A 23714-nucleotide genomic window follows, 5' to 3' on the forward strand; every position below is an offset into this window, starting at 1 on the left:
TCGGGGGCTGTACTATATTTTGTTATACACTATTGTAATAATCTCCCCTTCCAAAGCAATTGCCTGCCTTTCCAGTTCTTCCCCTTGTTTAATAATATCGGCGGTATAAGTTTTATCCTTGTAGCCCGACGCGTTTATCTTCACATTCATAAACGCACCAAGAACGGCTGTACGTGCACAAAGAGCAGCTACGCCAGCATCGGTTACCGAATTTGGATTGCCAATCTCAGCCATAGCCTTTATAACTTCTAAACTGCCGTGAGCCATTTGCATTACTTTGAATGGGATCTCGATAGCATATTTTGTGGCGTCCTGTATCGCTCTATCTCTTGCCGCCTTTTCTTCGTCGGTTGATTTAGGCAGACTAAAGCCTTCCATTATTTTATTGAAAGCTGTGGTATCCAAATCAACCAGTTTTAATAATTCATCCTTATAATATTGACCTTTCTCGGCCCAATTGCTGAACTCTTCCCAGCGGCTGTCCCAGCCTTTTTTGTGTGACGAAAGGTTAGCTACCATTGTTGCTAAAGACGCCCCTAAAGAGCCCACATAGGCTGATATAGAGCCACCGCCTGGCGCAGGGCTTTCACTTGCAGTTTCATCAGCAAAGTCAGTCAGCGTCATGCTGATGAGTTTGCTGGATGCTTTATCCTTTAACAGATATTCAATGATACGCTCCTCAGGCTTAAATGGCGAGAGCTCATCCAGTCCCATTGATTTTATGGCGATCTTGATCAGTTCCTTCTCGCTTACCCCTACTGAACGCTGTTGTTTCAGCAGGAAATATTTACCCGCATCCAACATTGATTTTAATGGGATCAGGCCCACCAATTCACTGCCGGTAACCCGCATGCCACGTTCAGCGGCTTTGTCGCAAACTTCATCAAACGCTTTGTGGACCGGTGTTACTTCGATATTGGTAAGGTTCATGGAGATCTGGGCGATACCATATTCCTCAATATACCAGCCTATCGCTTTCACAAATTTTAAGGTGCCGGGCACTGATTTTGGTTTGCCGTTTTCATCATTTATGATCTTGCCGCTTATTGGGTCGCCCTCACGTAAAACACGGCCTGCCTCGCGCACATCAAAGGCAATGGAATTTGCCCTGCGGGTTGAAGTAGTGTTAAGATTCACATTATAAGCGATCAGGAAATCGCGCGCGCCAATAACTGTTCCGCCACGCCTGGCATCGAATTCCGCCGGACCAAAATCCGGCTTCCATTCAGGCAGCTTTATCTTTTTGAAAAAGCCTTCATACTCCCCTGCCCTGATCACCGACAGGTTATCACGCTTTTTATCAGCCTGTGCAGCACCATATAAATAGATCGGGATAGCCAGTTCCTCACCTACACGCTTTGCCAGTTTCTGCGCATATACAGCAGTTTCTTCCATGCTGATATTGCTGATCGGTATCAGCGGGCAAACATCCGTTGCGCCCATACGCGGGTGTTCGCCTTTGTGTTTGCTCATATCTATCAGCTCACCGGCCTTTTTAATAGCCAGAAACGCCGCTTGTATAACCGGCTCAGGTTCGCCCACAAAAGTCACCACGGTACGGTTAGTGGCCTTGCCCGGATCGACATTCAACAGCCTAACGCCTTCAACAGATTCTACTTCATCAGTTATCTGTTTTATTATATCAAGGTTTACACCTTCGCTAAAATTTGGAACACATTCTATCAATTGCATTGATCAGTTATTAGAGGTTAGTGATTGGAGATTAGTTTCTTTTTTTAGTTTATAAAAATCAATATATAATCAGCGGTTTAAGTTTCCCCTGCTGGTATAATATCTCACGGTAATCATTACAAGGGTACGCCTGCATATCGGCACGCATTCCGGAGGCTAATATACCGCGATCATGTAAATTCAGTGCTTTTGCTGCGCGATAGGTTAATCCGGCAAATACCTCGGCAGTATTCAATTTCTCCGCAGCGCTCATTACGGCAGCTTGCATCAACAGGTCGCCCATTGGCGCTGAGCCGGGGTTCCAGTCGCTGGCAATAGCGAGGCAGGCACCTGCATCCAATAGTTTACGTGCTGGTGAATACTGCATCCCTAAACCTAACGAAGCGCCCGGCAATACAACAGCTACTGTATCAGAATTTGCCAGTAATTTTATCTCCGCATTCTTGCTTGCCTCCAAATGATCTGCCGAAACAGCACCCACTTTAACCGCCACCACGCTGCCACTTGTAGTAAACTGATCAGCATGTACAGTAATATCAAAGCCCATTTGTTTGGCCCTGTTAAGATAGATCAACGCGTTCTCCGCATCAAAAGCGCTTTCTTCAATAAATATATCAATGCGGTTGGTAAGGTTTTCATTTTTGATGACAGGCAACAAGTCATGAAAAACATAGCTCAAATATTCAGCCTGCGTACCGCTAAAATCACGTGGTACCATGTGCGCAGCTAAACAGGTAGATACCAAACCCGCCTTTGTTTCTTTAGCGGCCTTGGCAATGGCCCGTAATTGTTTTAATTCCGATTGCGTTTCCAATCCGTAGCCGCTTTTTACTTCGATGGTAGTTACACCTTCGGCTAAATGGCGCTCTGCCCTTTGGAATAATAGTTGGGTAAGCGTTTCTTCATCAGCCGCGCGGGTTTGCGTTACCGAATCCCAGATACCGCCGCCTGCTTTGGCAATTTCTAAATATGTTTTGCCTTGTATACGCATAGCATAATCTTTGGCACGTGTACCCGCAAAACAAATATGCGTATGGCAATCCACAAAGCCCGGGAGCAACACATGATCGCCAGTAATTTCTTGTATTTGTACTGATGGGTTTGCTTTGTGCAGGCTTTCAAAGTCATCCACAGCTAATATCAATCCGTTTTCAACCAATACGCCGCCTTGCGGGATGACCTGCAGATCATCATCCCTAAGTGCGCCTTTTAAGGCTAACCCTGTTAAAGGCAGTATTTGTGTGAACGGGCCGATTAGTTTTTTCATATTGTTTTATACTATCTATTGCGCTCGTCTGCGACGAGTGCTTAATATGCTTTGGCGATTACATCGTCAGTCGCGTTACAAACGCTAACCCAATTTAAGCACTCGTCTCAGACGAGCGCAAGTATGGATATGTTTCTTATTATTAGAGCTTCATTGCGAACATTAGCTTGCCCTAAGTATTAAACTTATTGATCGGGCCAGCTTATATATGCCTTATACCCGCCATCTTTGGTTTTTCCCTGCAACACCAGTTCCGAATGTTCAGCCGTGTACTGGCTAATATATCTTTCAGCTGTTTCGCCCTTACCATATATTTTATCAAAGTATTCGTTAATAGCCTGCAAATCGGCTTCATTAAAGTACAAGCTAATAGACATAACCTTGTTGTGGAAATAATTGATCTCCACTTTTTGTAAGGCGATCTTGTCGGTTAGTTTAAGGGCATTACCGTTATTATAAGAGTACAGTTCATCTCCCTTTCCCGTACCCGCATTGATTACCGTAAGCTGCTCCTTTGGTATTTTTGTTATGGTATCACCTGGATGTATGCCATTAAAACCTGTTTGGTCGAGGTAATTACGTGTGCCTACCTGCGCGCTGGCTGCAACTGCTGTGAACAACAGTAAAGCAAGAGTTAGTTGTAATTTCATTCTTTAATTTTTAAACTAAATTAAACATTTATGCGCGCGGGCGTAACGTTTACCACACATTCAATCCAAACCTTTCACCCCACTCTTGTGCCTTATCATAGCCAGCATCAGCATGGCGGAAGATACCCATTGCAGGGTCGTTATGTAATACGCGTTTAAGACATGTTGCTGCACGCTCGGTACCATCAGCCAAAACTACCATACCCGCATGCTGCGAATAACCCATACCAACCCCGCCACCGTGGTGGAACGAGATCCAGGTTGCGCCGCCTGATGCATTTGCCATCAGGTTTAATAAAGGCCAGTCGGATACCGCGTCAGAACCATCTTTCATAGATTCCGTTTCACGGTTGGGTGATGCTACCGATCCGCAATCCAAATGATCGCGACCGATAACTATTGGCCCTTTCACTTTGCCGCTTGCTACCAATTCATTAAAAATCAATCCTGCTTTTTCGCGCTCACCCATACCCAGCCAGCAAATGCGGGCAGGTAATCCCTGGAATGATATTTTCTTTTGCGCTTTTTCCAGCCAATTGATCAGTGGTTTATTTTCAGGGAATGCTTCCATCAAAGCTCTATCAGTGACAAAAATATCTTCTGGATCGCCTGACAAGGCTACCCATCTGAACGGCCCTTTACCCTCGCAAAACAGCGGACGGATATAGGCCGGGGTAAATCCCGGAAAATTAAATGCATCAGGCTCGCCACCCTGGCGTGCAAACTCGCGCAGGTTGTTACCATAATCGAACGTTATAGCGCCTTTCTTTTGCAGATCAAGCATAAAACCAACGTGGCGCGCCATGCTTTTTAATGACAGGTCCTTATATTTCGCCGGATCAGCTTTGCGTAATTCCGCTGCTTCTGCTAATGACAGACCGTTTGGTATATAACCATTTAAGGGGTCATGCGCCGAAGTTTGGTCGGTAAGCATATCAGGGATGATGTTATCCTTTATCAATCTTTCCAGCAGGTCACCTGCATCACTCACTAGGCCAACAGATAAAGTTTCGCCTTTTTGCATGGCATCCTTTACCCAGGCAATAGCTTCATCATAGTTGTGGGTGATCCTATCAATATATTGAGTATCCACACGTTTCTGGATACGGGTTTCATCTACATCGGCACCCAAAAATACGCCACCGGCCATAGTTGCGGCCAGTGGCTGCGCGCCACCCATACCGCCAATACCTGCGCTTACGATCAGCTTACCAGTTAAATCATTATTAAAATGCTGGCGGCCTGCTTCAACAAAAGTTTCATAAGTGCCCTGCAAAATTCCCTGCGTACCAATATAGATCCAGCTGCCGGCGGTCATTTGCCCGTACATCATCAACCCTTTGGCGCGCAGTTCATTAAAATGCTCCCAGTTTGCCCATGCGGGGACGAGATTACTATTGGCGATAAGCACACGCGGCGCCTGCGGGTGACTACGGATGATACCAACCGGCTTACCCGATTGTACCAGTAAAGAATGATCTTCATCCAGCTCCAGTAATAGCTCAATTATCTTACGCAATGCTTCCGGGTTGCGGGCAGCCTGGCCTATACCGCCATATACCACCAGTTCCTCAGGGTTTTCTGCTACCTGCCCGTCAAGGTTATTTAACAGCATGCGCAAAGGCGCTTCGGTTTGCCAGCTTTTGGCGTGCAACTGCATACCTACCGGGGCTTTGTAAACCGGGTGATTGGCATATTTTTTAATAAATTCCGAACTCGTCATTGGGATTGAGATTAATGTTATTGTTTATAGCAGTTTCATCGGCTATTGCCAGTAGTGAACCGCTTGTAATGATTTGATGTAACTGGTTAATATCAGTAGCGAAGATCCTGTCTTCCTCAATAAAAGGAACAGTTTCGCGTATAAAATTATGGCAGGCCTCAATTACCGGGGTGGATTTTAACGGCCTGCGGAAATCCATGGCCTGCGTAGCATATAGTAATTCAATAGCCTGAATGTACTCCAAATTATCTATCACCTGGTGCAATTTGCGCCCGCTGATGGAGCCCATGGAAACATGGTCTTCCTGCCCCAATGAGGTAGGCACGCTATCGGCACTGGCCGGGAAACACAGGGTCTTGTTTTCGGTGACCAACGCCGCGGTAGTGTATTGCGGGATCATCAAACCTGAATTCAGGCCCGGATCATTGGTTAATACTTTTGGCAGGCCGTATCTGCCCTCACTCATCAGGTAACAGCGGCGATCGGCTATATTGCCTAACTCAGCAGCGGCTACGGTGGCATAATCCAATGGCAATGCCAATGGTTGCCCGTGGAAATTACCGCCGCTTATGGTATCAGTAGCACTAAAAATAATAGGGTTATCGGTAACAGAATTCAGCTCTATCTCTGTTAATTCCTTTAAATGCAACCATGCATTGCGCGATGCACCGTGCACTTGCGGCATACAGCGCAGGGAATATGGATCCTGCACACGGTCACAATTAACATGTGAATTACAGATCTCCGATTCACTTAATAAAGTATGCAGTCGGTTAGCTACCAATTTACTCCCTTTAAAGGGGCGGATGGCATGCAAACGTTCATCAAATGGCCGTGCCGAACCCATCAAACCTTCCAACGACATAGCACCTATCAGGTCGGCCCGGTTTAAGGCATCATTTAAACGTTGTACCGCTTTTACCGCAAAGGCTAGTATAAATTGTGTACCGTTTATCAGTGCTAAACCTTCTTTCGGGCCTAAAACTACAGGCTCCAGGTTGTTATCTTTTAATACTTTTCCTGCCGGGACCTTTTCTCCTTTTACAAATACCTCGCCTAAACCTATCAGTGGCAAAAACAGGTGCGATAAAGGTGCAAGATCGCCCGACGCACCAACCGAGCCTTTTTCAGGTACTACCGGGATAATATCATGATCAATATGCCAGATGATACGATTTAAAGTTGCCGGGGATATGCCTGAATACCCCTGTGCCAGTGATTGCACTTTGCTGATCAGCATCAGTTTGGCAATTTCCTGCGGGATGGGTTTGCCCACCCCTACGCTGTGGCTTTTCAGCAGGTTCTGTTGTAAGGTGCTGGTATCTTTTTCGCTGATATGGGTATCGCACAGTGGCCCAAAACCGGTGTTAATACCATAAACAGGGATTTGTTTGTGCACTATTTCAGCAACTGCCTGCCACGAGGCTTTGATTCGGGCAGCCGCTTCGGCACCTATAATTCCTTTTGTTTTGCCCGATGCAATATCGAGGCAAATGCCGATAGTTAAATGTTCTGTTCCGTAATTAAACTGACTATTCATATGCTTCAGTTTTTAGTGTGGCGGATAATTTTTCGGTTATCTTATTAGCCAGGTTAGTTGATCTGAATGTATTCTCGAGCGAAGTGATGGCCGGTAAAAGCTGACGACAGCCGGGTTCTGACGCAACCAATTCATCCATGGCTTCTCTCACGGCAGCCCAAACTGGCAAAACCTGCGCCAATAGTGCTTTACCGCTATCGGTTAATTGCACCAATTGGCGTCGGCCATCATCGGTACAAGTGGCTGTGGCTACCAGTTTTTTGTTTTTAAGACCGGTGATAAGCTGACTGGCAGCGGGATGCGAGATCTCGATCTGCTCGCTTAATTCCTTAATCGAAAGCGATTCGTTTTGCGACAGTAAATAAAATACCGGGAACCAGCTGGCATCAAAATCGATGCCCTCATTTTGATATGCACGGTTAATTTCGGACAGAAAAGCTTCGCTTAACCGCCTTAACCTGCTGCCAAAAGCCAGGTACCCCAGGTTTTGATATAAATTCATGGCGCAATTTATATAAGTACTTATATAAATGCAAGAAGTAAGTGATATTTTTATCACCACACGTTATTTAATACAATGAAGAACAAATATTTAACCTATCATCATTGAAAAACATACAGCTGAATGGTGCATAAAAAAAGCCCCTGGTTATCCAGGGGCCTTGCTGTATAAATTGATATGATCTTTTACCGAAACCAGTAAGCATAGCCGATTGACGCGGTAGCTGCACCTGTGTTATTTTTACCATTGGCTGTACCTTTTTGAATATTCAGGAAGCCATAGTTGCCGCCCCCTTCAACAAAAACATAGCTATTTTTTAAATGGTACGCGAATCCCACATTACCTTCAATACCAAAGTTGGTAGTATTTAGCTGGCTTTTAATATCCTGGTTATTATTTAAATTTTGCTCTCCGTATGGCAGTTCTTGTTTTCCACCGGCATCAGCATAAAAATTACTCGTCCCACTGGTTACCTGGTGCGCGTTGAGTAAAAAGCCAACAAACGGACCTGCATCAATATATACTCTCCATGGAGATTTCTCAGCAAAATTCCATCCGAATTTTGCCAGTATAGGTATCATCAAATAATTAAGCTTGGCTTCACTTTTAAAATTAGCATACAGATAAGTGGGCGCGGTACCTCCCTGAGCCTGAATTGCCTGAGCAATAGGGGCCGGGGTTGGCAATGCCTGGAAACCATCCTTTTTACCACCCTGCGATGAGTATTCAACCATAGGCTGTATAGAGAACAGATCGGAGAATTTAAACTCGGCAAATATACCGCCATCGGGGCCCGTTCTGGAACTATAACCCGTGTTCAATGGATTTTGCTGGCTGCCACCCGCAGTTAAATTAGGTATACTGATACCACCGCGTACACCTATGGCAACTGCATCCTGGGCACGGGCTTTTAAACAAAGTACTAATAGACCAAATACTGATAAATAGAAAATTGATTTTTTCATAAGATACAGAATTTAAGGTTAATACAATTATGTCAATATCAAATTTACCTTTTTTACAACCTTTTGAAGTGAAAAAAACACCTAACATAAATTTTACATACGGGTTATAATTTCCAACAAGAAAAATGAAAGCAGGATTATAGCTTGTCCTGGTATCAAAAAACAACAGATATGGCCAATTAATGCAATCAATATTGCATATTTATCCATACAAAACATCTATTCATCGATACTTACTTTAAGCTACTAGAAAGTGTGTTATCTTTAAGCGAAATTTATAAATCAACAAACATTGCTTTTGGTATAGATGACAGGCTATAAGGTTAATTTTAATGGTATAGCTATATAATAAATACAGAAAACCAATGTTAGTAAATGTTAGTATATCAGTACATTAATAACACTATATGAGAAAAAGATACGCTGCCCAAAATTTACTATTTATTTCAGCTGCAGTTGTGTTGTTTGCAATAACATCCTGTAAAAAAGACAGGACTACTACTAATAATAACACCCCTGTCACTGCTACACCCACAAAACTCGGTTTGTACGAGGAAGCACAAACAGACAACGACACAGTTTACCGGGAAGTATTTATAACGGTAACACAAATTGGCACCCTAACTGTTCCTGATTCGTTATCCGACCAGGTATTTGATACTGGCTCAGGCGGGATGGTTATTGATGCCCACTATATTTTGCCTGCAAACATGATTACCTCTACAGGTTTTAACTTTACGGGCGATTCCACGGTTGTAGATGGGATTACCATTACCAATCAGAAACACATAATTCAATATGGCGATGATAATAACAGCACAGCAACGGTGTCTGGCAACCTTTGTTATGCATCCGTTACTATTGGCGTAACAAACGGTAATATTGTTGTTAAACGCCTGCCTTTTTATATGTATTATAAATCAGTTGACAACAATGGTAAGGCCCTCCCTCCGCATGAGTTTGATGTATTTGGCGCAAATTCCGGGTACGATGTTACTTTTCCAAACAATGCTTTTATTACCAGCCCCTTTAGTTATTTCGATCCCGGCACCGGCTTAACAAAAGGATTTAAAATGGCTGCTTTAGGTACAGCTAATTTTTCAGATCAGAATGAAGTACCACTTACTCCTGATGTAATTACTTTAGGCTTAACTGCAGATGATCTTTCGTCTGCCTCGGGTTTTTCAATGAGCCAGCTTACTGAAAGCCCACCTTATGGCTACCAGCCTTATATTCCTGCAACCATAACTTATAACGGCACTATTGTTAATGATGCTAGTATATTATTTGATACAGGCACCAATGCCGACAATTACCTCGAAGATCCTTCATTAAACAGCAGAAATGCAGTAGTGCTTCCAACTAATGCTGCTGTATCAGTATCCACCACCTCTGGGTTTAAGTATGCTTATACCGTTGGTAAATTAGATAATCTTACTTATGTGGAAAACCCTCAATATTCCGGTGTACCGGTTAGTATTTTCAGCCTTAACTTCTTTTTCGACAACGAGTATATGCTGGATTTTACCGATCATAAGCTAGGTGTAAAAAGTAACTAAGAAATATTGACTATACCATTAAAAAAGGCTTTACTAACACCAGTAAAGCCTTTTCATTTTTAAAAAATTTATTAATAAGTACCGTTTTGCTTCATCAGCATATCGGCCAGGCGGCCGTCAAGGTTATAAATATCTTTCCTGAAGTTTATTTTACCATCTCTGTCAACAAAAGCGGTTAAGTAAGCTATAAAAACCGGGATCTTATTATTCAGTGTTACATATTGCTCTTTACCTGTATGCATGGCAGCATTAATTTTTTGTGGGGTCCATTCTTTTCTTTGCTGAAGCAGGAAATCGGCCAGTTTTGCAGGCTCTTTAACCCTTATGCACCCATGACTGAAAGCCCTTGATGATTCCCCAAAAAGAGATTTTGAAGGTGTATCATGCAAATAAATACTATAGCTATTCGGGAACAGAAATTTAACAAGTCCTAATGAATTTTCAGGACCAGGTTTTTGCCGCACATTAGGCAAGCCATTTACATAACCCGTTATCTGCATATTATGCTTGCTGATGTAGTTGGCGTTTTTGCGCATGCCGGGTATAACTTCATTCCGTACTATACTTTCAGGCACATTCCAGTATGGACTGAATACCACATATTTTATTTCGCCATAAAATACCGTAGTTTGATGAACCGACTGACCTACTACAACATTACAGCTCCATAATAAACTATCGTTATTATAAACATGGAGCTTAAACTCAGGAATGTTTACGCCCAGGTAATCGCCTTTCATTGATGCAGGCAGCCAGCGGCTACGTTCCATGTTCACCAATATTTGTTTTATGCGGCTTTTTAATGGCACATTCATTTCATTAATGGTTTCCCTGTTTACCAAACCATTAACCGGTAAACCAAGCCTGGTTTGGAACTGCTTAACGCCTGAGACCAATTCGGCAGTAAACACATTAGTTGTAGTATCGCCTTTATAATCACCAAGCTTATATAACCGCTTTTTAATAGGCAATATTGCTGATAAAGAATCGCCCAGTTTTACAGATTTCACGGCAATTGTTATGGGCACCCATTTATCAGATGAATCCAGGTCCCTATATTTCTTAAGGTATGTCCTTAATAGCTCATATTGCCGGTAAACGGGTTCATTTGTTAATTGCTTAGTAGGTGTTTTTAACAAACTATCCAGATATTGATCGTATGAATCCTTTTCCCTAGGTAAAAACCATTTTGCCGATTTACTGGCATCAGTGCCCATGCCATGCCATATAAGGTTAGCCAGCATAAAATATTGCGAAGTAAGCATCAGTTCCACATCAGTTCGGGGTTGTTTTGAAGTGGTTTTTGTATTCAATCCATCCAATAACGAATCCAGCGCTTTTGCGTAGGGCGCTTTTTTATAAATACCATCGTTATCCAGGTTCATGATGCGGTTGGTTAAGTTACCGGCCTGCTCAATTAAGCTGCCGTTCTCAAACCAGGCATAAGCGTATTTTCTTTTCTGATAAAAATCTGTAACCTGACTTGCATACGTTTTTAGGTCCGGATACTTTTTAAAGAAAGGCGTTAGCTGGGTACTATCAAAAACATCTGTTGAGTGTTGAGTGAAATTTCCGGGAATGGTTTTATCCATATCCTGCGCCAAAGAATCAACCGGCTTGTGGGTTTTTACCTGCTGACCGCAGCTTACTAAAGATATACTATAAACTAAAATTAATAAAAGGAATAACCTTAAAGGAATGCATTTCATAAGGAGTGTTTTTATTAAAGATATTAAATATTACTGAAGGTTAAGAGCTCACTGAACCTCCTCTCAACAATCGCGTTTTGTTTATTGCTACTAATAATTTGCTCTTTCATTTTACAATTTATGAGAGCAAAACTGGTAGCAAATAAATGGAAAGCGTTGAATAAAGCCATCAACAAGATCTATTTCCTAAATAATATTAAATGATCTGCCGGTATCAAAAACAATAAAAACCATTAACCCAAAAAGGCCTTTAGAAACAATCTAAAGGCCTTTTTGTTATCAATGTGGAGAATATCGGAGTCGAACCGATGACCTCTTGCATGCCATGCAAGCGCTCTAGCCAGCTGAGCTAATCCCCCGTTATTATGGGAGTGCAAATATATACCTTTCAGGCATAATCGCAAAGTGGTTTTATCTTTTTTAAAGCATTCAATAGCAATGCATTGCATTATAGCTATTGATCCTTTAGAACTTTAAACGTGTTTTCTCTACTCACAAATAAACAAACATGCTGTGAGTGAAAAAATGAAGTTGCACGTACAATGCACGTACAATTTAGTGCAAATCTAATCGCAAAAACACTATGCGATATGGCAACAGTAAAGATTATTCTGGACAAAAGAAGGGCTAAAGCGGATGGAAGCTATCCCATTAATTTTCAGATTTGTCACCAAAGAAAAACAACTACAAGAAGTAGTAAAATCAATGTTCTAGAGGTTGATTGGGATGATTCATCTAAATCAATTAAGAAATCCAATTGTTTACATAAATCATTAAACACGAAGCTAAAAAAAGAATTTGCAGATATCCAATCTCAACTCTTATTAGCAGACGACATTAAGGTGAAAGAATTCCTTACGCCAATAAAAGAACAAGTAGAGATTATCGAAGTAAAAAAGACAATCTATCAATTTGCTCAAGAGCTTATCAATCAGTTAAGAATAGATAATAAAATTGGTAATGCCTGGGTCTATGAATCGACTGTAAATGTGTTAAAGACCTTTCACACAACTGATGATCTTTATTTTGAAGCAATAGATTATCAATTTCTTACGCAATATAACAGCTTTCTTGTTAAAAGAGAGCTTAAGCACAATACAATATATCTCTATTTAAGAACGATCCGTATATTTTACAATAAAGCAATAAAATCAAAAATTGTAGATAAAGGATTATATCCATTTGATGATTACAAACTCCGACCAGAGAAAACAAAGAAGCACTTAGACCACAATCCCAGCAATAATAGTATAGATAACTTAGCATTTCTTTGTTTTGATCATCATGATCAATATGATACCAAAACGAGCCAAAGCAAGAACTTGAATATAATTGAAGTAAAGCATTATAAAAGAGAATTGAATAAATACATAAACGAAAGATGGGGTGTTGAACTAGCAACTATAAAAGATTTAAATCACTATAATGGCATTTATTTGAATGACGGAGACTATGCAGGTGCTTCTTTAACAATACTTGCACTTGACAACAATAAAGTTCAAATTAAGGGTTCGGCGGTATGGGGAAAAGGTAGGCCATATGGTCCGAACATTGGCGAATTAGACTTTATCTCAGAAATTGACGATAACAAGATCAAATTTGAAGACCAATTGGATTATTTTAAGATTAGGATAGATATAACTCTATATGGCCATAAATTAAAGGTCGAAGAAAGTTACATGCCTCACCGTTTTGGCTATTTTGGCATGAATGTAAGTTTCGAAGGGGAGTATTATAAAAAACTATAACGTATGACGGTAACTATAACGATTTTATGCTCGATAATATCCGGGTTAGTTGTTTGGATTTGTCAACAGTTTTATTCAAATAATAAAGATAGGCGAACCAAAAACAATCTAAACGTTGTGAACCTATCAAGCTCTAAAAAGATTGTTACAAGTTCGATACTGATAGACTTAAAACCCGGAAGGAATCTCGAGTTAGCATTTGAGATGTTAGGCAAACCATTAAAAATAAACACTAAAGACTCGCAGGTTTTTACGAATAAGGAAATTCTGATTAATTCATACTTATTTGCAGTTAAAAACGCAAGAATCAAAATAACATCGAAGGACAAAACAGTTATTAATAGTATAACCATATTCCCTACAGATTCCTCATTTAGGTTGGAAGCTCATCCAAACCCAATGAATAATGAAACGATAACATTTAATCAATCCAAACTCGACCGTCAAATTGACAAGGAATGGCAGCATACCGTTTTAGTTGCAAGGCATGATGAATCATTTGTACTGACCAAGTATATAGGAAATTCATTATATACTACTTATACATATTTTGGCGATATTCCTTTAGGATGGCGTAACTATAAAAAGATTCATAACACCAATGGATTTATTAACGGATTTATAAAAGGCATATGCCTTTCAGATACAAAGGAGGATATTTATTATATATACGCTTATGAGTTACGCTAATTAAACATTGAGATAAAGCGAACTAAGCAAATGTATTTTAAATGTGAATAAACATCCTTCCTTGCGACCGACTTATTCGTGAGTATTACTACGATCTTTGCTAGTTTCAGAACTATTTTAAAGACGAATTTCAGGTTATAACTGCTTTCGCATGGCATAATTAAGCACTCAACCGGAAGTACCTTCCAATAGAGCATAAGCAAACTGTATTTCGGGAAGAATTTTTAAGAAAACAAAAGGCCAGTAAAGTAGGGTTCAATGTCTTTAGCGAGGAATATCTCAGCGTCCTGTATGATGGCTTTGGTGAGCACTTGGCGAGTCAGGGTGTCGAGTCTTTCAAGCAGGTCGATGAGTTTGGCAAGCGTTTGCTTTTTATCGGAAGCCTTTCCGTGGAAATAGTTGGAGCGAACAGTGTAAGCTTCTTTCATGAGTTTGTAAGTCTTGCGGCGTTGCTCCTGGTCAGTAGCGGCATAATAGGCGACCCGTTCGGCTATTTTATGAGATATCTCGTTGGAGTCGGTGGTGAACAGGCATTCGTAGGCATTGATGTAAAGCGCGATCTTCAAAAGCGTGTCCATGGTGGTTCGGGCTGAGTGAATGAACTTGAAAGCACGCTCGATTCGGTTGGTTTGGTGGTAGTCAAAGTGTCCGGCATTGCCGATAAATAGGTTGGCATTATAATTGGCTTCGGGTAGGTCGAGATGATTTTCCGGCGAAGGATTTTCGCTGTTGTGCTTCATCAACTCGTTTATCTTCATGGCTATATCCGCAGCTCGAGACCATTCTTCGGTGGTAAAGGTAATGTCGTTTATCTGTCGGTTTACAGTGTTGCTTAAGAGAGCAGGCCGGAGAACCGTGCAGTTGCTTTGATTTGTTTTTTCGGTATCGTTAATACGAATGTAGCATGCCTTAATATTGACATTATTGTCCCGGATGAACCAAAGAGAGGTATTCAACTGGTTGATTACGTCACACATTAGTGCACCGAAGTCCAGTAGATTAGGCATTTCGTCGTTTTCGCTTATTGGTAGTTCAAGGCACCAAAGACTGCTGTTTAGCAGTTCTGTAACGGAGGTTATACCCATTTGATCTGCAAAGGTTTGATCAACGAGACGGCGTAGGATGCTCTCTTTATTATAGGCGAGGTTCTTATCGGTGAGCAGGTGGAATTGTTCGTAAATTATATGAACGTTGGTTTGCGACGGGTCAAAGCCGGTGATGGGAACAATACAGATAACGGATTTCATGATATGAGATAAGGTAGACTAAGATAGTATTAATCTTCTCATAACAAAGTTGGCTGAGTCATCAGCATACAGCCACTTCGTTCTAAGGTAGTAGCACACAAATGGGTATCCTTTCAGGAGCCTCCACATTTGTTTAGCTCTCCACCTTGCTTTTATGCTGCTGTTCAGCAGTGAGTCGTTCGAGAATTCACTCGACATAAAACTTACTGCTATGACAGACTTCAAACAACTACTTACTGCTTTTGAACGCTTTGCCTATGGGCAATCTCTACACACTGCATTCACCGAACTACTTGACTGGACATTGTTACCTTTTAAACAACACACCACAGCTGAGAAACAATCAATAGCACTCGAAACCTATCGAAAACATTCCAAAGTCAACCAATTAGTGCCACTCATTACTCTCATTGGGGAGCTCTCAGAGGGCTTTGCAGACCCGCTGGGTGAACTATTTATGCAAGCTATATCAAGTGGCCACAATGGGCAATTTTTCACTCCTACGCCAATATGTGAGATGATTTCAGCTATGAGCGTAGGTGAAACTTTAGATGATAACAAGACCGTATGCGATCCAGCTTGTGGGAGTGGTAGGATGTTACTGGCTGCTGCTAAACTCAACCGGCATGCCCTACTTTATGGTGCAGATTTAGATATAACCTGTTGTAAGATGGCGCTGTTAAATATGTTGCTTAATTCCTTACAAGGTGAGATTGCACACATGAATACGCTGAGCAATAAGTTTTACGTTGGCTACAAGCTGAATATTGCTCTTGTAAACGACTATCATTCACCTTACTACATTGAATTTACCGAGCCGGAATTAAGTTATATATGGCTAAGGCCAATAAAGCAAAACAGTAACCCTGCCTTTAGTACACCGTTTGAACCGGTTAGTGCTTCACATCCAATAAATGGTATTCAAGGCAGTCTCTTTTGAATGCAACAGTTGTCAATTAGCTTTGTTAATAAAGAACTCGTTCATTGCAGCAGCTTTGTTTGTTAGTATTGCTATAATTTTATCAGGCTTATCTTCAGTTGATTTAACTCCATAATTGTCACGGTCGCAATTACCACAATATGCTAAATTATATCGTTAGACCCATACATCTTTTTCATCTTTAGAAAGGAAGCCTTTAGTGGTAACATTAGCGGTTATCGGGAATGAGTTTCCAATAGTTTTAATAACATCTTGAATCTTCGGAATATCTTTAATAGTATAATAAGGCTTATCACCTGATAAGATAGTTAGTGCTAAACTGATATCAAGACAAGATGGGATTAAAACATTGAAATCATTCTGATATATGAGTTTTTGTTTTAATTCCAATCAAAAAAACCAGTCAATTTCTTTAACTTATATTTTATATAAATTACACCAAATAATAGGTTACTTTTATTATTTAACGTAAATTAAAAATAACGTTTTATTTTTTAAATGATTGGTTAATAAATTTCTATATTTAGAATGATAATTTATTAGACTTTCTTTTAATCCTAAACTTTAAAAAATGAAAACAAAAAAGATTTCAAAAATCGCTTCTGTCTTTTTTGCAACAATGTTATTTGTTGCAATTCTCGCACTAAATTTTAATGCCTCCTATGATGGGAAATTAAACATCGGTTCCAACCAAGCCTTTGCAGATGACGGGACTGGAAAGGTGGCGACCCGACAAAACTGCTCGAGTATTTACTCTATCAACGTTACTACATCCGGGACGTATAATTCTGGCGACTCCCAGGTAAATAGTTTTTTGAGCGCTCTGAATGCCTATGCAAATGGTTCAGTTAGCGGAAGTTATATAACTGGAACCTATGGCGCGAACGCAGGACTTGGTGGTGGCGTAAATAGCTCTACCCTAAACCGAACCAGTGCCGGTGTAACAAAAACATGGACAGCTTCAGCAACACTTTATACAGCTCATACATTATCTTGTGCGACAGGTAGTGGTACTTGTACCCCGACAGCGTGTGCTGACGAACAATTAGCCCTATTAAACAGGTTTACCGCACAGCAACCATAATTTGTACTGAGAGTATCAACGTCTAATAATTATCTTAATTTCTGAATTTGGTAAAAGGAATCCTTTGAAATAACTAACCGTAGTCATTTCAAAAAATGTTGGTAAAACGTTATACCTTCACTATTACAACAAATGTAATTTATTCAATGAGATGATTTATTAATTAATTATTTTTTTAATGATAAAACCTTTTACCAAATACGGGATTAAAATTTCATTCATTGGTTAAACTATTTATAATTATTTGATGCAGTTTTTATCATTCTATTCTAACAAAAACAGGTTTTACTATTTATTTGTGGCATCTGTTACTGCGTTAAGCATGTACCCAATCTTATTTAACGGTTTTTGGAGATTTTCTGATGATGAATGGATTCTATTGAATAATCCTCAAGTCTTTACACTGGATGGCAAAATTATATTACAGTACTTCACCAGTTATACAGAGGGGCAATATGCGCCAATAAATACATTAATATATGCGACAGTTTATCATTTTTTTCGACTCACGCCATTCTGGTATCACCTTATAAGCTTTTTTTTCCATTTGGCTAACACACTGCTTGTTTTTCGCTTTGTTCTAGGACTACTTAGGCTCCACCATGGTGAAAGCCGAGAATTACATAAATTTATTGCGATTTTTACTGCAATCGCATTTGGAATTCATCCAATGCAAGTTGAAACCATCGTGTGGGTCGCCGCTTCAAAAACTGTAATATGCTCTTTTTTTATTTTATTATCATTATCAATGTATGTAAAATGGTTGAATGAAAAAAGTCTTTTTTTTTATTTGCTGGCATTTTTATTTTTTATCATTTCTTTCGGGGTTAAAGAACAAGGCGTTATTATTCCCGTTTGTTTGTTACTGATAGATTATTTAGCAGGAAGAAAACTAATTGCTAAGAAGCTAATTGTTGAAAAAATACCATTCATAATTACTGCGTTATTTTGCGGAATTATCTCTTTACAAGGTCAAGTAATATATGCAGGTCCAGATTTCTTTAAAAGCAAATACTATCCTTTGTGGGAAAGGCTAATTTTTAGCTGCTACAGCCTTACACTTTATATCACAAAAATCACCCTTCCTTTAAGCTTGTCACCCTATTATCCTTTTCCCGTTGCCCCGGAAAAGCATGTTCCTATTTGGCTTTATATTTTCCCTGTTCTAATTGTGATATTAGTCTGCTTTCTCTTTTTTTTGATCATCAAAAAAAAACGATTGGTCGTCTTTTGCATTACCTTTTTTGTGCTGAATTTAATTTTAATGCTTCATATAATACCATTGGCAAGATTTGGAATGATGGCAGACCGATATATATATATCAGTATTGTCGGCTATTTTATGTTGTTAGGGTCATTTTTGAGTAAAGCTTCCTGGTTTCAAAAGCAGCCGAACAGATTGGGAGCGATAATCATGATCTATTTCTTAACACTTGGAGTATACGCTAATACAAGAGCTCGCAATTGGGATGCTATTGTAAGTGAAACGGAGGCACAGTTATCTATCTTTTGGAAAAAAGGTGGTTTTCATTAATGATTTAAACAATAACATTATGACTATTCGATCAAACCCGGTTTTAAAACCGTTAGTATTTTTTTTAATGTCTTTTTTAATCTTTAGCTGTAACCATTCTGATGAGCTAAAAGCAAAGAAGCTAAAGAATGCAGAAAAATTCTTTGGTTACCAAGACCAAACCAGCCAAGTTAAAAACTTGGTCGTAAACAAAAAACACCCTCATGTGGTTGATCTAATTACCTACCAAAAAGATAGTATTAATATATCAACATTAGTAGATAGTATCAGCTACACTCCTTTGGAAACTAATGATAATTGTTTGATTGGTGATATCGACAAAATGTTTTACGACGGTAGGCGGATAATTATTCTGGATAAAAGAAAAGCACAATCCGTGTTTATCTTTGAAAAAACCGGAAAATTTCATGCCAAAATAAATTTTCTGGGGAAAGGCCCTGGTAAATATGCGGGAATTGAAGACGTTGCAGTTGACTACCGCACAGGAAATATTATTTTATTGGATCTTTCAGATAATAAGATAATCACCTACGACCAGGACAGTCATTTTCTCTCGGAAAAGCCAGTTGGGTTTTACGTTTATGAATTGGCATTATTCCCAAAAAGTTCAGATATATTATTGGCTAGCCATTCCGAATTTAACGCTCATTTTAATAGTGTTTATCTATATAATTTATTACTTACTGACTCTTTGGTTAAACCCTATGCACGCGCTTTTAAGTTTAATGAAGAATCAGGCCTTAATTTTCATTGGTGGAACCCTATCAATATCCATTCAGATGGTTCTGCCCTTTTTTACTACCCTCGCTTTACTGATACTATATACAGAATAGAGAAAAATAGTGCCACTGCTGAATATAAGATCGATTATGGTAAGTCATCCCTTCCCCCCGACTTTTTTGAATCGCAAACTGATAATAGATTCGAGCAGCTACAGGGAAGTGGCAGATTTAGCTTTTTTATGGGAGATTTTGTTGCCAGTCCTGATTTCTTTTTTTGCATAGCCTCTATTAAAGGTTTAGACACCTACGGATTTTATTGTATAAAATCAGGAAAAACCAAATCCTCGACAGTTATTTCTTTGGATCGTCCAGATGTGCCATTTTTTAATGTACCTAAATGTAACTATAAAAACGAGTTTGTATCCGCCGTTTCTGTAAAAGGGGCCGCAACGGAAATGATCTCGACAATTCATGACATTGGTAAAAAAGATAAAAAAATATTGGGTCGCTTTTCGCATCTGAGAGAAAACGATAATCCAATTTTATTATTCTATACACTGAAAAATTTTTAAGATGAAATTTATATTAATCTCTTTAATCGGGGTCATATTGGCGCTAAACATTCTGCTTTTGGTCAGGAATTCCGAAATTAAACAAAGATCTATTGATGAACAAGCAACTTTAATGAATCAAATAGATATGCTTGAGTCAAAAGTTTTGAAGCAAACAATAATGACTGATGGATTCAAATTAAGCACTGAAACCAAAGTTGAGGATGAATCCGGTAAAGAAGTGCCCCTAAAAACTTTGATGGATGATAAAAACAAAGTCATACTAAGATTTTCTCCTTCTGATTGCTTAAGTTGTGTTAATGCTCAGATTGACTCCATTAAAAGGCTTTCGTTGAGTATTGGATCGAAAAATATTTTACTACTGGTAAATTACAACTCCCAGAACGATCTTAAAATATTAAAAAAGAAATATGCGTTGGGCATCTCTATTTATAATCTTCCAAGCGAACGTGTTTCCTCTTCATTCGAAACTGTACCAGGACCCTATTTCTTTTTATTAAGTAAAGATTTATCAAGTAGTATGGTTTTTACGCCTTCTTCCACATTACCAAAATGCACAAGCGACTACTTAGCAGAAATTCAAGCTGTTTTCAATAAGACAAATAGTACAATCGGAAACGATATTATTAATTCAATTTGTCTTTTTAAAAAAACAGATTTAAATATTGGCACCATTAAAAAAGGGCATAAGGCCGAGGCTGTTTTTATTTTAAAAAATACTGGAAAATATCCATTGCTATTGAATAAAGTAACGCCGAGTTGTAGCTGCACTGTCGCCGGATGGCAACATCTGCCCATTCAACCAGGCGATACTTCTTCGATCCGTCTACAGTACGATTCAGGAAAGGTTGGCTATTTTAACAAAGATGCATTTGTTTTTATGAATAGTGCCAACAGCCCCGTAAGATTAGTTATCAGCGGTGAAATCGTGGAATAGATGCTCAATGGATAAGCAGGCTACATTCCCAATTTTTTCGAATGGTCAAATTCAGGAAATATTTTTAAACCGTAATTCAGAAATTGATTTTAACCTAGCCATAAATACAGTGAAGGAAAGTTGTTTTACTTCGCTTGCTTATCACCGACAGTGATTAATATTAATCAAAAAATGAAATTAAAAGTGTTACGCCCTTTCCAATTTGCTTTGCTATTAAAGTATTTTTTAATCATTGTTGCATTAAGTATAATATGTAGAATTTTTCTCTTAGAAATATTCTTTGTTCCTACTAACTCGATGAAACAAACGCTTTTTCCCGGTGATATTGTCTTGGTTGCTAAATGGCAGCGTATTTCTTTAAATGATGTAGCAGTCTTCCGTGATCCTTTCGACATGTCAAAATTTTTAATTAAACGATGCGTAGGATATCCCGGGCAGAATCTACGATTAGCTGAAAATAAATTAATTGTTAATGGCATAATCCAAAGAGACGATAAAAATTTAAGATACAAATTTGAAATTGTGGCAAATCCAACCGATTTGCAAACTTTTCTAAACAAGGAACGATTGAAAGAAGACCAAGATTATGAAATAGAGTCGCTAGGGTTTGATAGGTACAGTATCAACTGTAATGAAAGAGTAGCAAACCAATTAAAGGATCTTAAAACAGTAAAATCTTTTGGCCGATTGAAAATAGTTGAACGATTGCCTGTCCGTTCTTTTTATTTCGAAATTGGAAATAGGCAGTGGACGGCAAGTGATATGGGGCCAATATTTTTGCCGAAAAAAGGTGAGACGATCGAAGTTAATGACACCACTTATCAGCGATATAAAGATGTTATAAACGCCTATGAAGATGCTAAAATCAGTAAATTAAACGATTACTTTATCATCAATCATAAACGCGTTTCAACCTATACATTCAAAAATGATTACTACTTTTTTTTGGGTGACAATCGTCAGGCAAGTGAAGACTCGCGAATTTTTGGTCCTGTACCAGATCGCTTTATAACAGGTAAATCAGTATTTCTTTTGTTTAATACACATGATAGGGATCGTTTCTTAAAATCAATTCTTTAATAATAATTAAAGAGAATAAGAACTTCATTATGATTACGAACCAAAAAATTCTTACAATGAGATTGCTTTTTATCGGTGCTGTTCTGCTATATATCTTTACTGCGATAAACAGTAGCGGTTATTTTCATCCCGATGAGCATTATCAAATCATAGAATTTGCCGAATTAAAAGCTGGAAATAATACTCGCGGCGACCTGGCTTGGGAATATAACGCTGAAATAAGGCCTGCAATTCAACCGACCCTATGTTATATCATCTTTCGCGTTTGCAGGGCAATAGGAATCAATGACCCCTATTGTTTAGCCATGGTACTTCGCTTGATAACGGCCGGTTTCTCGCTACTAACTATCTCTCTTTTTGCTAAGTTCAATAAAAAATCGCTTCCTTATAAATATCAACTCACCTATCTGCTACTAACTTACTTTATATGGTTCATCCCCTTTGTCAATGTTCGATATTCTTCTGAGTCGTGGGCTGGGCTGCTGTTTATGCAAGCGATCATTGTTTTCAATTCAAAAATTCGATTCAAATACTTTTTTATGGGATGTGTTTTAGGTTTTAGTTTTTTGTTTCGCTTCCAAACAGCGCTAATGGCACTTGGGTGGGTGAGTTGGATATTTATGTACCACAAAGCTGAACGAAAGAGCCTTCCCTATTCAATTATCGGAATCCTAGTAATTATCATTTTGGGATCATTCATAGATCAATGGTTTTATGGAAATTATGTACTAACCTTTGTCAATTATTTTAAAATAAATGTTATTCAGGGTGTCGCTTCTCTCTTCGGTGTCTCACCCTGGTATTATTATTTTACTGAAATAGTAACCAATTCCATAATTCCGATCGGATTTTGCTTGTTAATATCCTTAGTCGCTTTGATAATTTTAAAACCTCAAAATATGCTTGTTTGGATAATAGTGCCATTTTTGATCGGGCATATACTTATTCCCCACAAAGAGTTGCGATTTTTATTTCCAGTAATCAATTTTATTCCGCTCTTAGTAATATCCGGATTTATCATGATTAATGAGAAATTCTCAGTTTCTTTTCAAAACAAATCCGTAAGAATTGGTTCCGCTGTTATATTCTGCATTATATTGTTTTTTAATGGCATTGGTTTAGTGATTAATTTGACAGCTTCTTCAGGTAACGGAAGCGAAAAACTAACGCAATATATTGATCAAACATTTAAAAATAGGCATGTTAATCTATTATACATACTTTATACCAATCCGTATCAGCCCTTCTATCCTTTAAAGCAAGGATTTTATCAAAACAAAAATGTACAGTCTCATCAGATTCAGAAATTGATGGATATAAAGGAACAACTATCAAAATTAAATATTAATCTTTTTGTTGCGAGTAAAGCGGATGTTGATGTACCTGATTTAAAGGAAAAACTGGCAGAGTTAGGCTTCAAAGTTGTAAAGCAAAGCATTCCACAGTGGATCATTAATATTAAGAATTGTTTCAGATATGGCCTTACAGACGATACTTTAATACTATATCAACTACCAGTCAAAAATAATTGAATTAAATAATGCAATTCACGG

At 39.0% G+C, this 23714-nt stretch carries 19 protein-coding genes and 1 tRNA gene; 10 read left to right on the forward strand and 10 right to left on the reverse strand.

The genetic code is table 11. From position 1 onward, the window contains the following. Positions 1-12: 12 nt before the first annotated feature. The 7 genes from ftcD to BLU33_RS18910 form a co-directional block, all read right to left on the reverse strand. Complete coding sequence (ftcD, locus tag BLU33_RS18880; RefSeq protein ID WP_091376686.1) at positions 13-1692, reverse strand: glutamate formimidoyltransferase; 1680 nt, start codon at positions 1690-1692, stop codon at positions 13-15. A 58-nt stretch (positions 1693-1750) separates the two neighbouring features. After that, positions 1751-2959 (reverse strand): imidazolonepropionase, encoded by a 1209-nt coding sequence (gene hutI / locus BLU33_RS18885; protein WP_091376689.1) that lies wholly within the window; start codon positions 2957-2959, stop codon positions 1751-1753. A gap of 185 nt (positions 2960-3144) precedes the next feature. After that, positions 3145-3609, reverse strand: a complete 465-nt coding sequence (locus BLU33_RS18890) for a hypothetical protein (protein ID WP_091376690.1) — start codon at positions 3607-3609, stop codon at positions 3145-3147. Between the two features lie 49 nt (positions 3610-3658). Continuing rightward, the gene (gene hutU, locus BLU33_RS18895) at positions 3659-5332 is read right to left on the reverse strand and encodes a urocanate hydratase (protein ID WP_091376692.1); all 1674 of its coding nucleotides are present in this window, start codon (positions 5330-5332) and stop codon (positions 3659-3661) included. After that, on the reverse strand, positions 5310-6872 hold the full coding sequence (gene hutH, locus BLU33_RS18900; RefSeq protein WP_091376694.1) for a histidine ammonia-lyase: 1563 nt from the start codon (positions 6870-6872) through the stop codon (positions 5310-5312). Before hutH ends, hutU begins: the two co-directional genes overlap by 23 nt. Beyond that, on the reverse strand, positions 6865-7374 hold the full coding sequence (locus tag BLU33_RS18905; RefSeq protein ID WP_091376696.1) for a MarR family winged helix-turn-helix transcriptional regulator: 510 nt from the start codon (positions 7372-7374) through the stop codon (positions 6865-6867). The genes hutH and BLU33_RS18905 overlap by 8 nt, the downstream gene beginning before the upstream one ends. 185 nt (positions 7375-7559) lie before the next feature. After that, positions 7560-8339, reverse strand: coding sequence for a porin family protein (locus tag BLU33_RS18910; RefSeq protein ID WP_091376699.1), 780 nt, complete (start codon positions 8337-8339; stop codon positions 7560-7562). Between the two features lie 407 nt (positions 8340-8746). Here BLU33_RS18910 and BLU33_RS18915 point away from each other — a divergent pair, with 407 nt between their 5' ends. Then, positions 8747-9898, forward strand: coding sequence for a hypothetical protein (locus BLU33_RS18915; RefSeq protein ID WP_091376701.1), 1152 nt, complete (start codon positions 8747-8749; stop codon positions 9896-9898). 71 nt (positions 9899-9969) lie between these two features. Here the strand turns inward: BLU33_RS18915 and BLU33_RS18920 are convergent, their stop codons facing one another. Continuing rightward, positions 9970-11607, reverse strand: coding sequence for a L,D-transpeptidase family protein (locus BLU33_RS18920; RefSeq protein WP_091376704.1), 1638 nt, complete (start codon positions 11605-11607; stop codon positions 9970-9972). A 285-nt stretch (positions 11608-11892) separates the two neighbouring features. Continuing rightward, a tRNA-Ala gene (locus BLU33_RS18925) sits at positions 11893-11966 on the reverse strand. 231 nt (positions 11967-12197) lie between these two features. Between BLU33_RS18925 and BLU33_RS18930 the strand changes: the two genes are divergently transcribed. Beyond that, positions 12198-13355: a phage integrase SAM-like domain and Arm DNA-binding domain-containing protein gene (locus tag BLU33_RS18930; protein WP_157682237.1), complete on the forward strand. Its 1158-nt coding sequence runs from the start codon at positions 12198-12200 to the stop codon at positions 13353-13355. A 399-nt stretch (positions 13356-13754) separates the two neighbouring features. Then, positions 13755-14045, forward strand: a complete 291-nt coding sequence (locus BLU33_RS25195; protein WP_157682239.1) for a hypothetical protein — start codon at positions 13755-13757, stop codon at positions 14043-14045. Positions 14046-14269: 224 nt separating this feature from the next. On the opposite strand, the gene BLU33_RS18940 is transcribed toward BLU33_RS25195, so the two are convergent. Beyond that, on the reverse strand, positions 14270-15292 hold the full coding sequence (locus BLU33_RS18940; RefSeq protein WP_091376714.1) for a HEPN domain-containing protein: 1023 nt from the start codon (positions 15290-15292) through the stop codon (positions 14270-14272). A gap of 211 nt (positions 15293-15503) precedes the next feature. On the opposite strand from BLU33_RS18940, the gene BLU33_RS18945 reads away from it, so the two are divergent. The 7 genes from BLU33_RS18945 (at position 15504) to BLU33_RS18980 (ending at position 23693) form a co-directional block, all read left to right on the forward strand. After that, positions 15504-16232: an N-6 DNA methylase gene (locus tag BLU33_RS18945; RefSeq protein ID WP_157682241.1), complete on the forward strand. Its 729-nt coding sequence runs from the start codon at positions 15504-15506 to the stop codon at positions 16230-16232. 571 nt (positions 16233-16803) lie between these two features. After that, positions 16804-17316 (forward strand): hypothetical protein, encoded by a 513-nt coding sequence (locus tag BLU33_RS18955; RefSeq protein WP_091376725.1) that lies wholly within the window; start codon positions 16804-16806, stop codon positions 17314-17316. 247 nt (positions 17317-17563) lie between these two features. Continuing rightward, entirely contained in the window at positions 17564-18850 is a 1287-nt protein-coding gene (locus BLU33_RS18960; RefSeq protein WP_157682243.1) for a hypothetical protein, read from the forward strand. Between the two features lie 19 nt (positions 18851-18869). Beyond that, entirely contained in the window at positions 18870-20144 is a 1275-nt protein-coding gene (locus tag BLU33_RS18965) for a 6-bladed beta-propeller (RefSeq protein WP_157682244.1), read from the forward strand. 1 nt (position 20145) lies between these two features. Continuing rightward, on the forward strand, positions 20146-21081 hold the full coding sequence (locus tag BLU33_RS18970; protein ID WP_091376733.1) for a DUF1573 domain-containing protein: 936 nt from the start codon (positions 20146-20148) through the stop codon (positions 21079-21081). 171 nt (positions 21082-21252) lie between these two features. Next, positions 21253-22161, forward strand: coding sequence for a signal peptidase I (gene lepB, locus BLU33_RS18975; RefSeq protein WP_157682246.1), 909 nt, complete (start codon positions 21253-21255; stop codon positions 22159-22161). 56 nt (positions 22162-22217) lie between these two features. Continuing rightward, entirely contained in the window at positions 22218-23693 is a 1476-nt protein-coding gene (locus BLU33_RS18980) for a glycosyltransferase family protein (protein ID WP_157682248.1), read from the forward strand. Positions 23694-23714: the final 21 nt, after the last annotated feature.

The sequence above is a fragment of the Mucilaginibacter mallensis genome (assembly GCF_900105165.1).
In the GTDB taxonomy this organism is placed as follows: domain Bacteria; phylum Bacteroidota; class Bacteroidia; order Sphingobacteriales; family Sphingobacteriaceae; genus Mucilaginibacter; species Mucilaginibacter mallensis.

What these genes read in the sequence shown, in the direction of transcription:
- ftcD (WP_091376686.1), bottom strand. Translation starts at nt 1,692, where the DNA reads ATGCAATTGATAGAATGTGTTCCAAATTTTAGCGAAGGTGTAAACCTT.
- hutI (WP_091376689.1), bottom strand. Translation starts at nt 2,959, where the DNA reads ATGAAAAAACTAATCGGCCCGTTCACACAAATACTGCCTTTAACAGGG.
- BLU33_RS18890 (WP_091376690.1), bottom strand. Translation starts at nt 3,609, where the DNA reads ATGAAATTACAACTAACTCTTGCTTTACTGTTGTTCACAGCAGTTGCA.
- hutU (WP_091376692.1), bottom strand. Translation starts at nt 5,332, where the DNA reads ATGACGAGTTCGGAATTTATTAAAAAATATGCCAATCACCCGGTTTAC.
- hutH (WP_091376694.1), bottom strand. Translation starts at nt 6,872, where the DNA reads ATGAATAGTCAGTTTAATTACGGAACAGAACATTTAACTATCGGCATT.
- BLU33_RS18905 (WP_091376696.1), bottom strand. Translation starts at nt 7,374, where the DNA reads ATGAATTTATATCAAAACCTGGGGTACCTGGCTTTTGGCAGCAGGTTA.
- BLU33_RS18910 (WP_091376699.1), bottom strand. Translation starts at nt 8,339, where the DNA reads ATGAAAAAATCAATTTTCTATTTATCAGTATTTGGTCTATTAGTACTT.
- BLU33_RS18915 (WP_091376701.1), top strand. Translation starts at nt 8,747, where the DNA reads ATGAGAAAAAGATACGCTGCCCAAAATTTACTATTTATTTCAGCTGCA.
- BLU33_RS18920 (WP_091376704.1), bottom strand. Translation starts at nt 11,607, where the DNA reads ATGAAATGCATTCCTTTAAGGTTATTCCTTTTATTAATTTTAGTTTAT.
- BLU33_RS18930 (WP_157682237.1), top strand. Translation starts at nt 12,198, where the DNA reads ATGGCAACAGTAAAGATTATTCTGGACAAAAGAAGGGCTAAAGCGGAT.
- BLU33_RS25195 (WP_157682239.1), top strand. Translation starts at nt 13,755, where the DNA reads ATGAATAATGAAACGATAACATTTAATCAATCCAAACTCGACCGTCAA.
- BLU33_RS18940 (WP_091376714.1), bottom strand. Translation starts at nt 15,292, where the DNA reads ATGAAATCCGTTATCTGTATTGTTCCCATCACCGGCTTTGACCCGTCG.
- BLU33_RS18945 (WP_157682241.1), top strand. Translation starts at nt 15,504, where the DNA reads ATGACAGACTTCAAACAACTACTTACTGCTTTTGAACGCTTTGCCTAT.
- BLU33_RS18955 (WP_091376725.1), top strand. Translation starts at nt 16,804, where the DNA reads ATGAAAACAAAAAAGATTTCAAAAATCGCTTCTGTCTTTTTTGCAACA.
- BLU33_RS18960 (WP_157682243.1), top strand. Translation starts at nt 17,564, where the DNA reads ATGCAGTTTTTATCATTCTATTCTAACAAAAACAGGTTTTACTATTTA.
- BLU33_RS18965 (WP_157682244.1), top strand. Translation starts at nt 18,870, where the DNA reads ATGACTATTCGATCAAACCCGGTTTTAAAACCGTTAGTATTTTTTTTA.
- BLU33_RS18970 (WP_091376733.1), top strand. Translation starts at nt 20,146, where the DNA reads ATGAAATTTATATTAATCTCTTTAATCGGGGTCATATTGGCGCTAAAC.
- lepB (WP_157682246.1), top strand. Translation starts at nt 21,253, where the DNA reads ATGAAATTAAAAGTGTTACGCCCTTTCCAATTTGCTTTGCTATTAAAG.
- BLU33_RS18980 (WP_157682248.1), top strand. Translation starts at nt 22,218, where the DNA reads ATGAGATTGCTTTTTATCGGTGCTGTTCTGCTATATATCTTTACTGCG.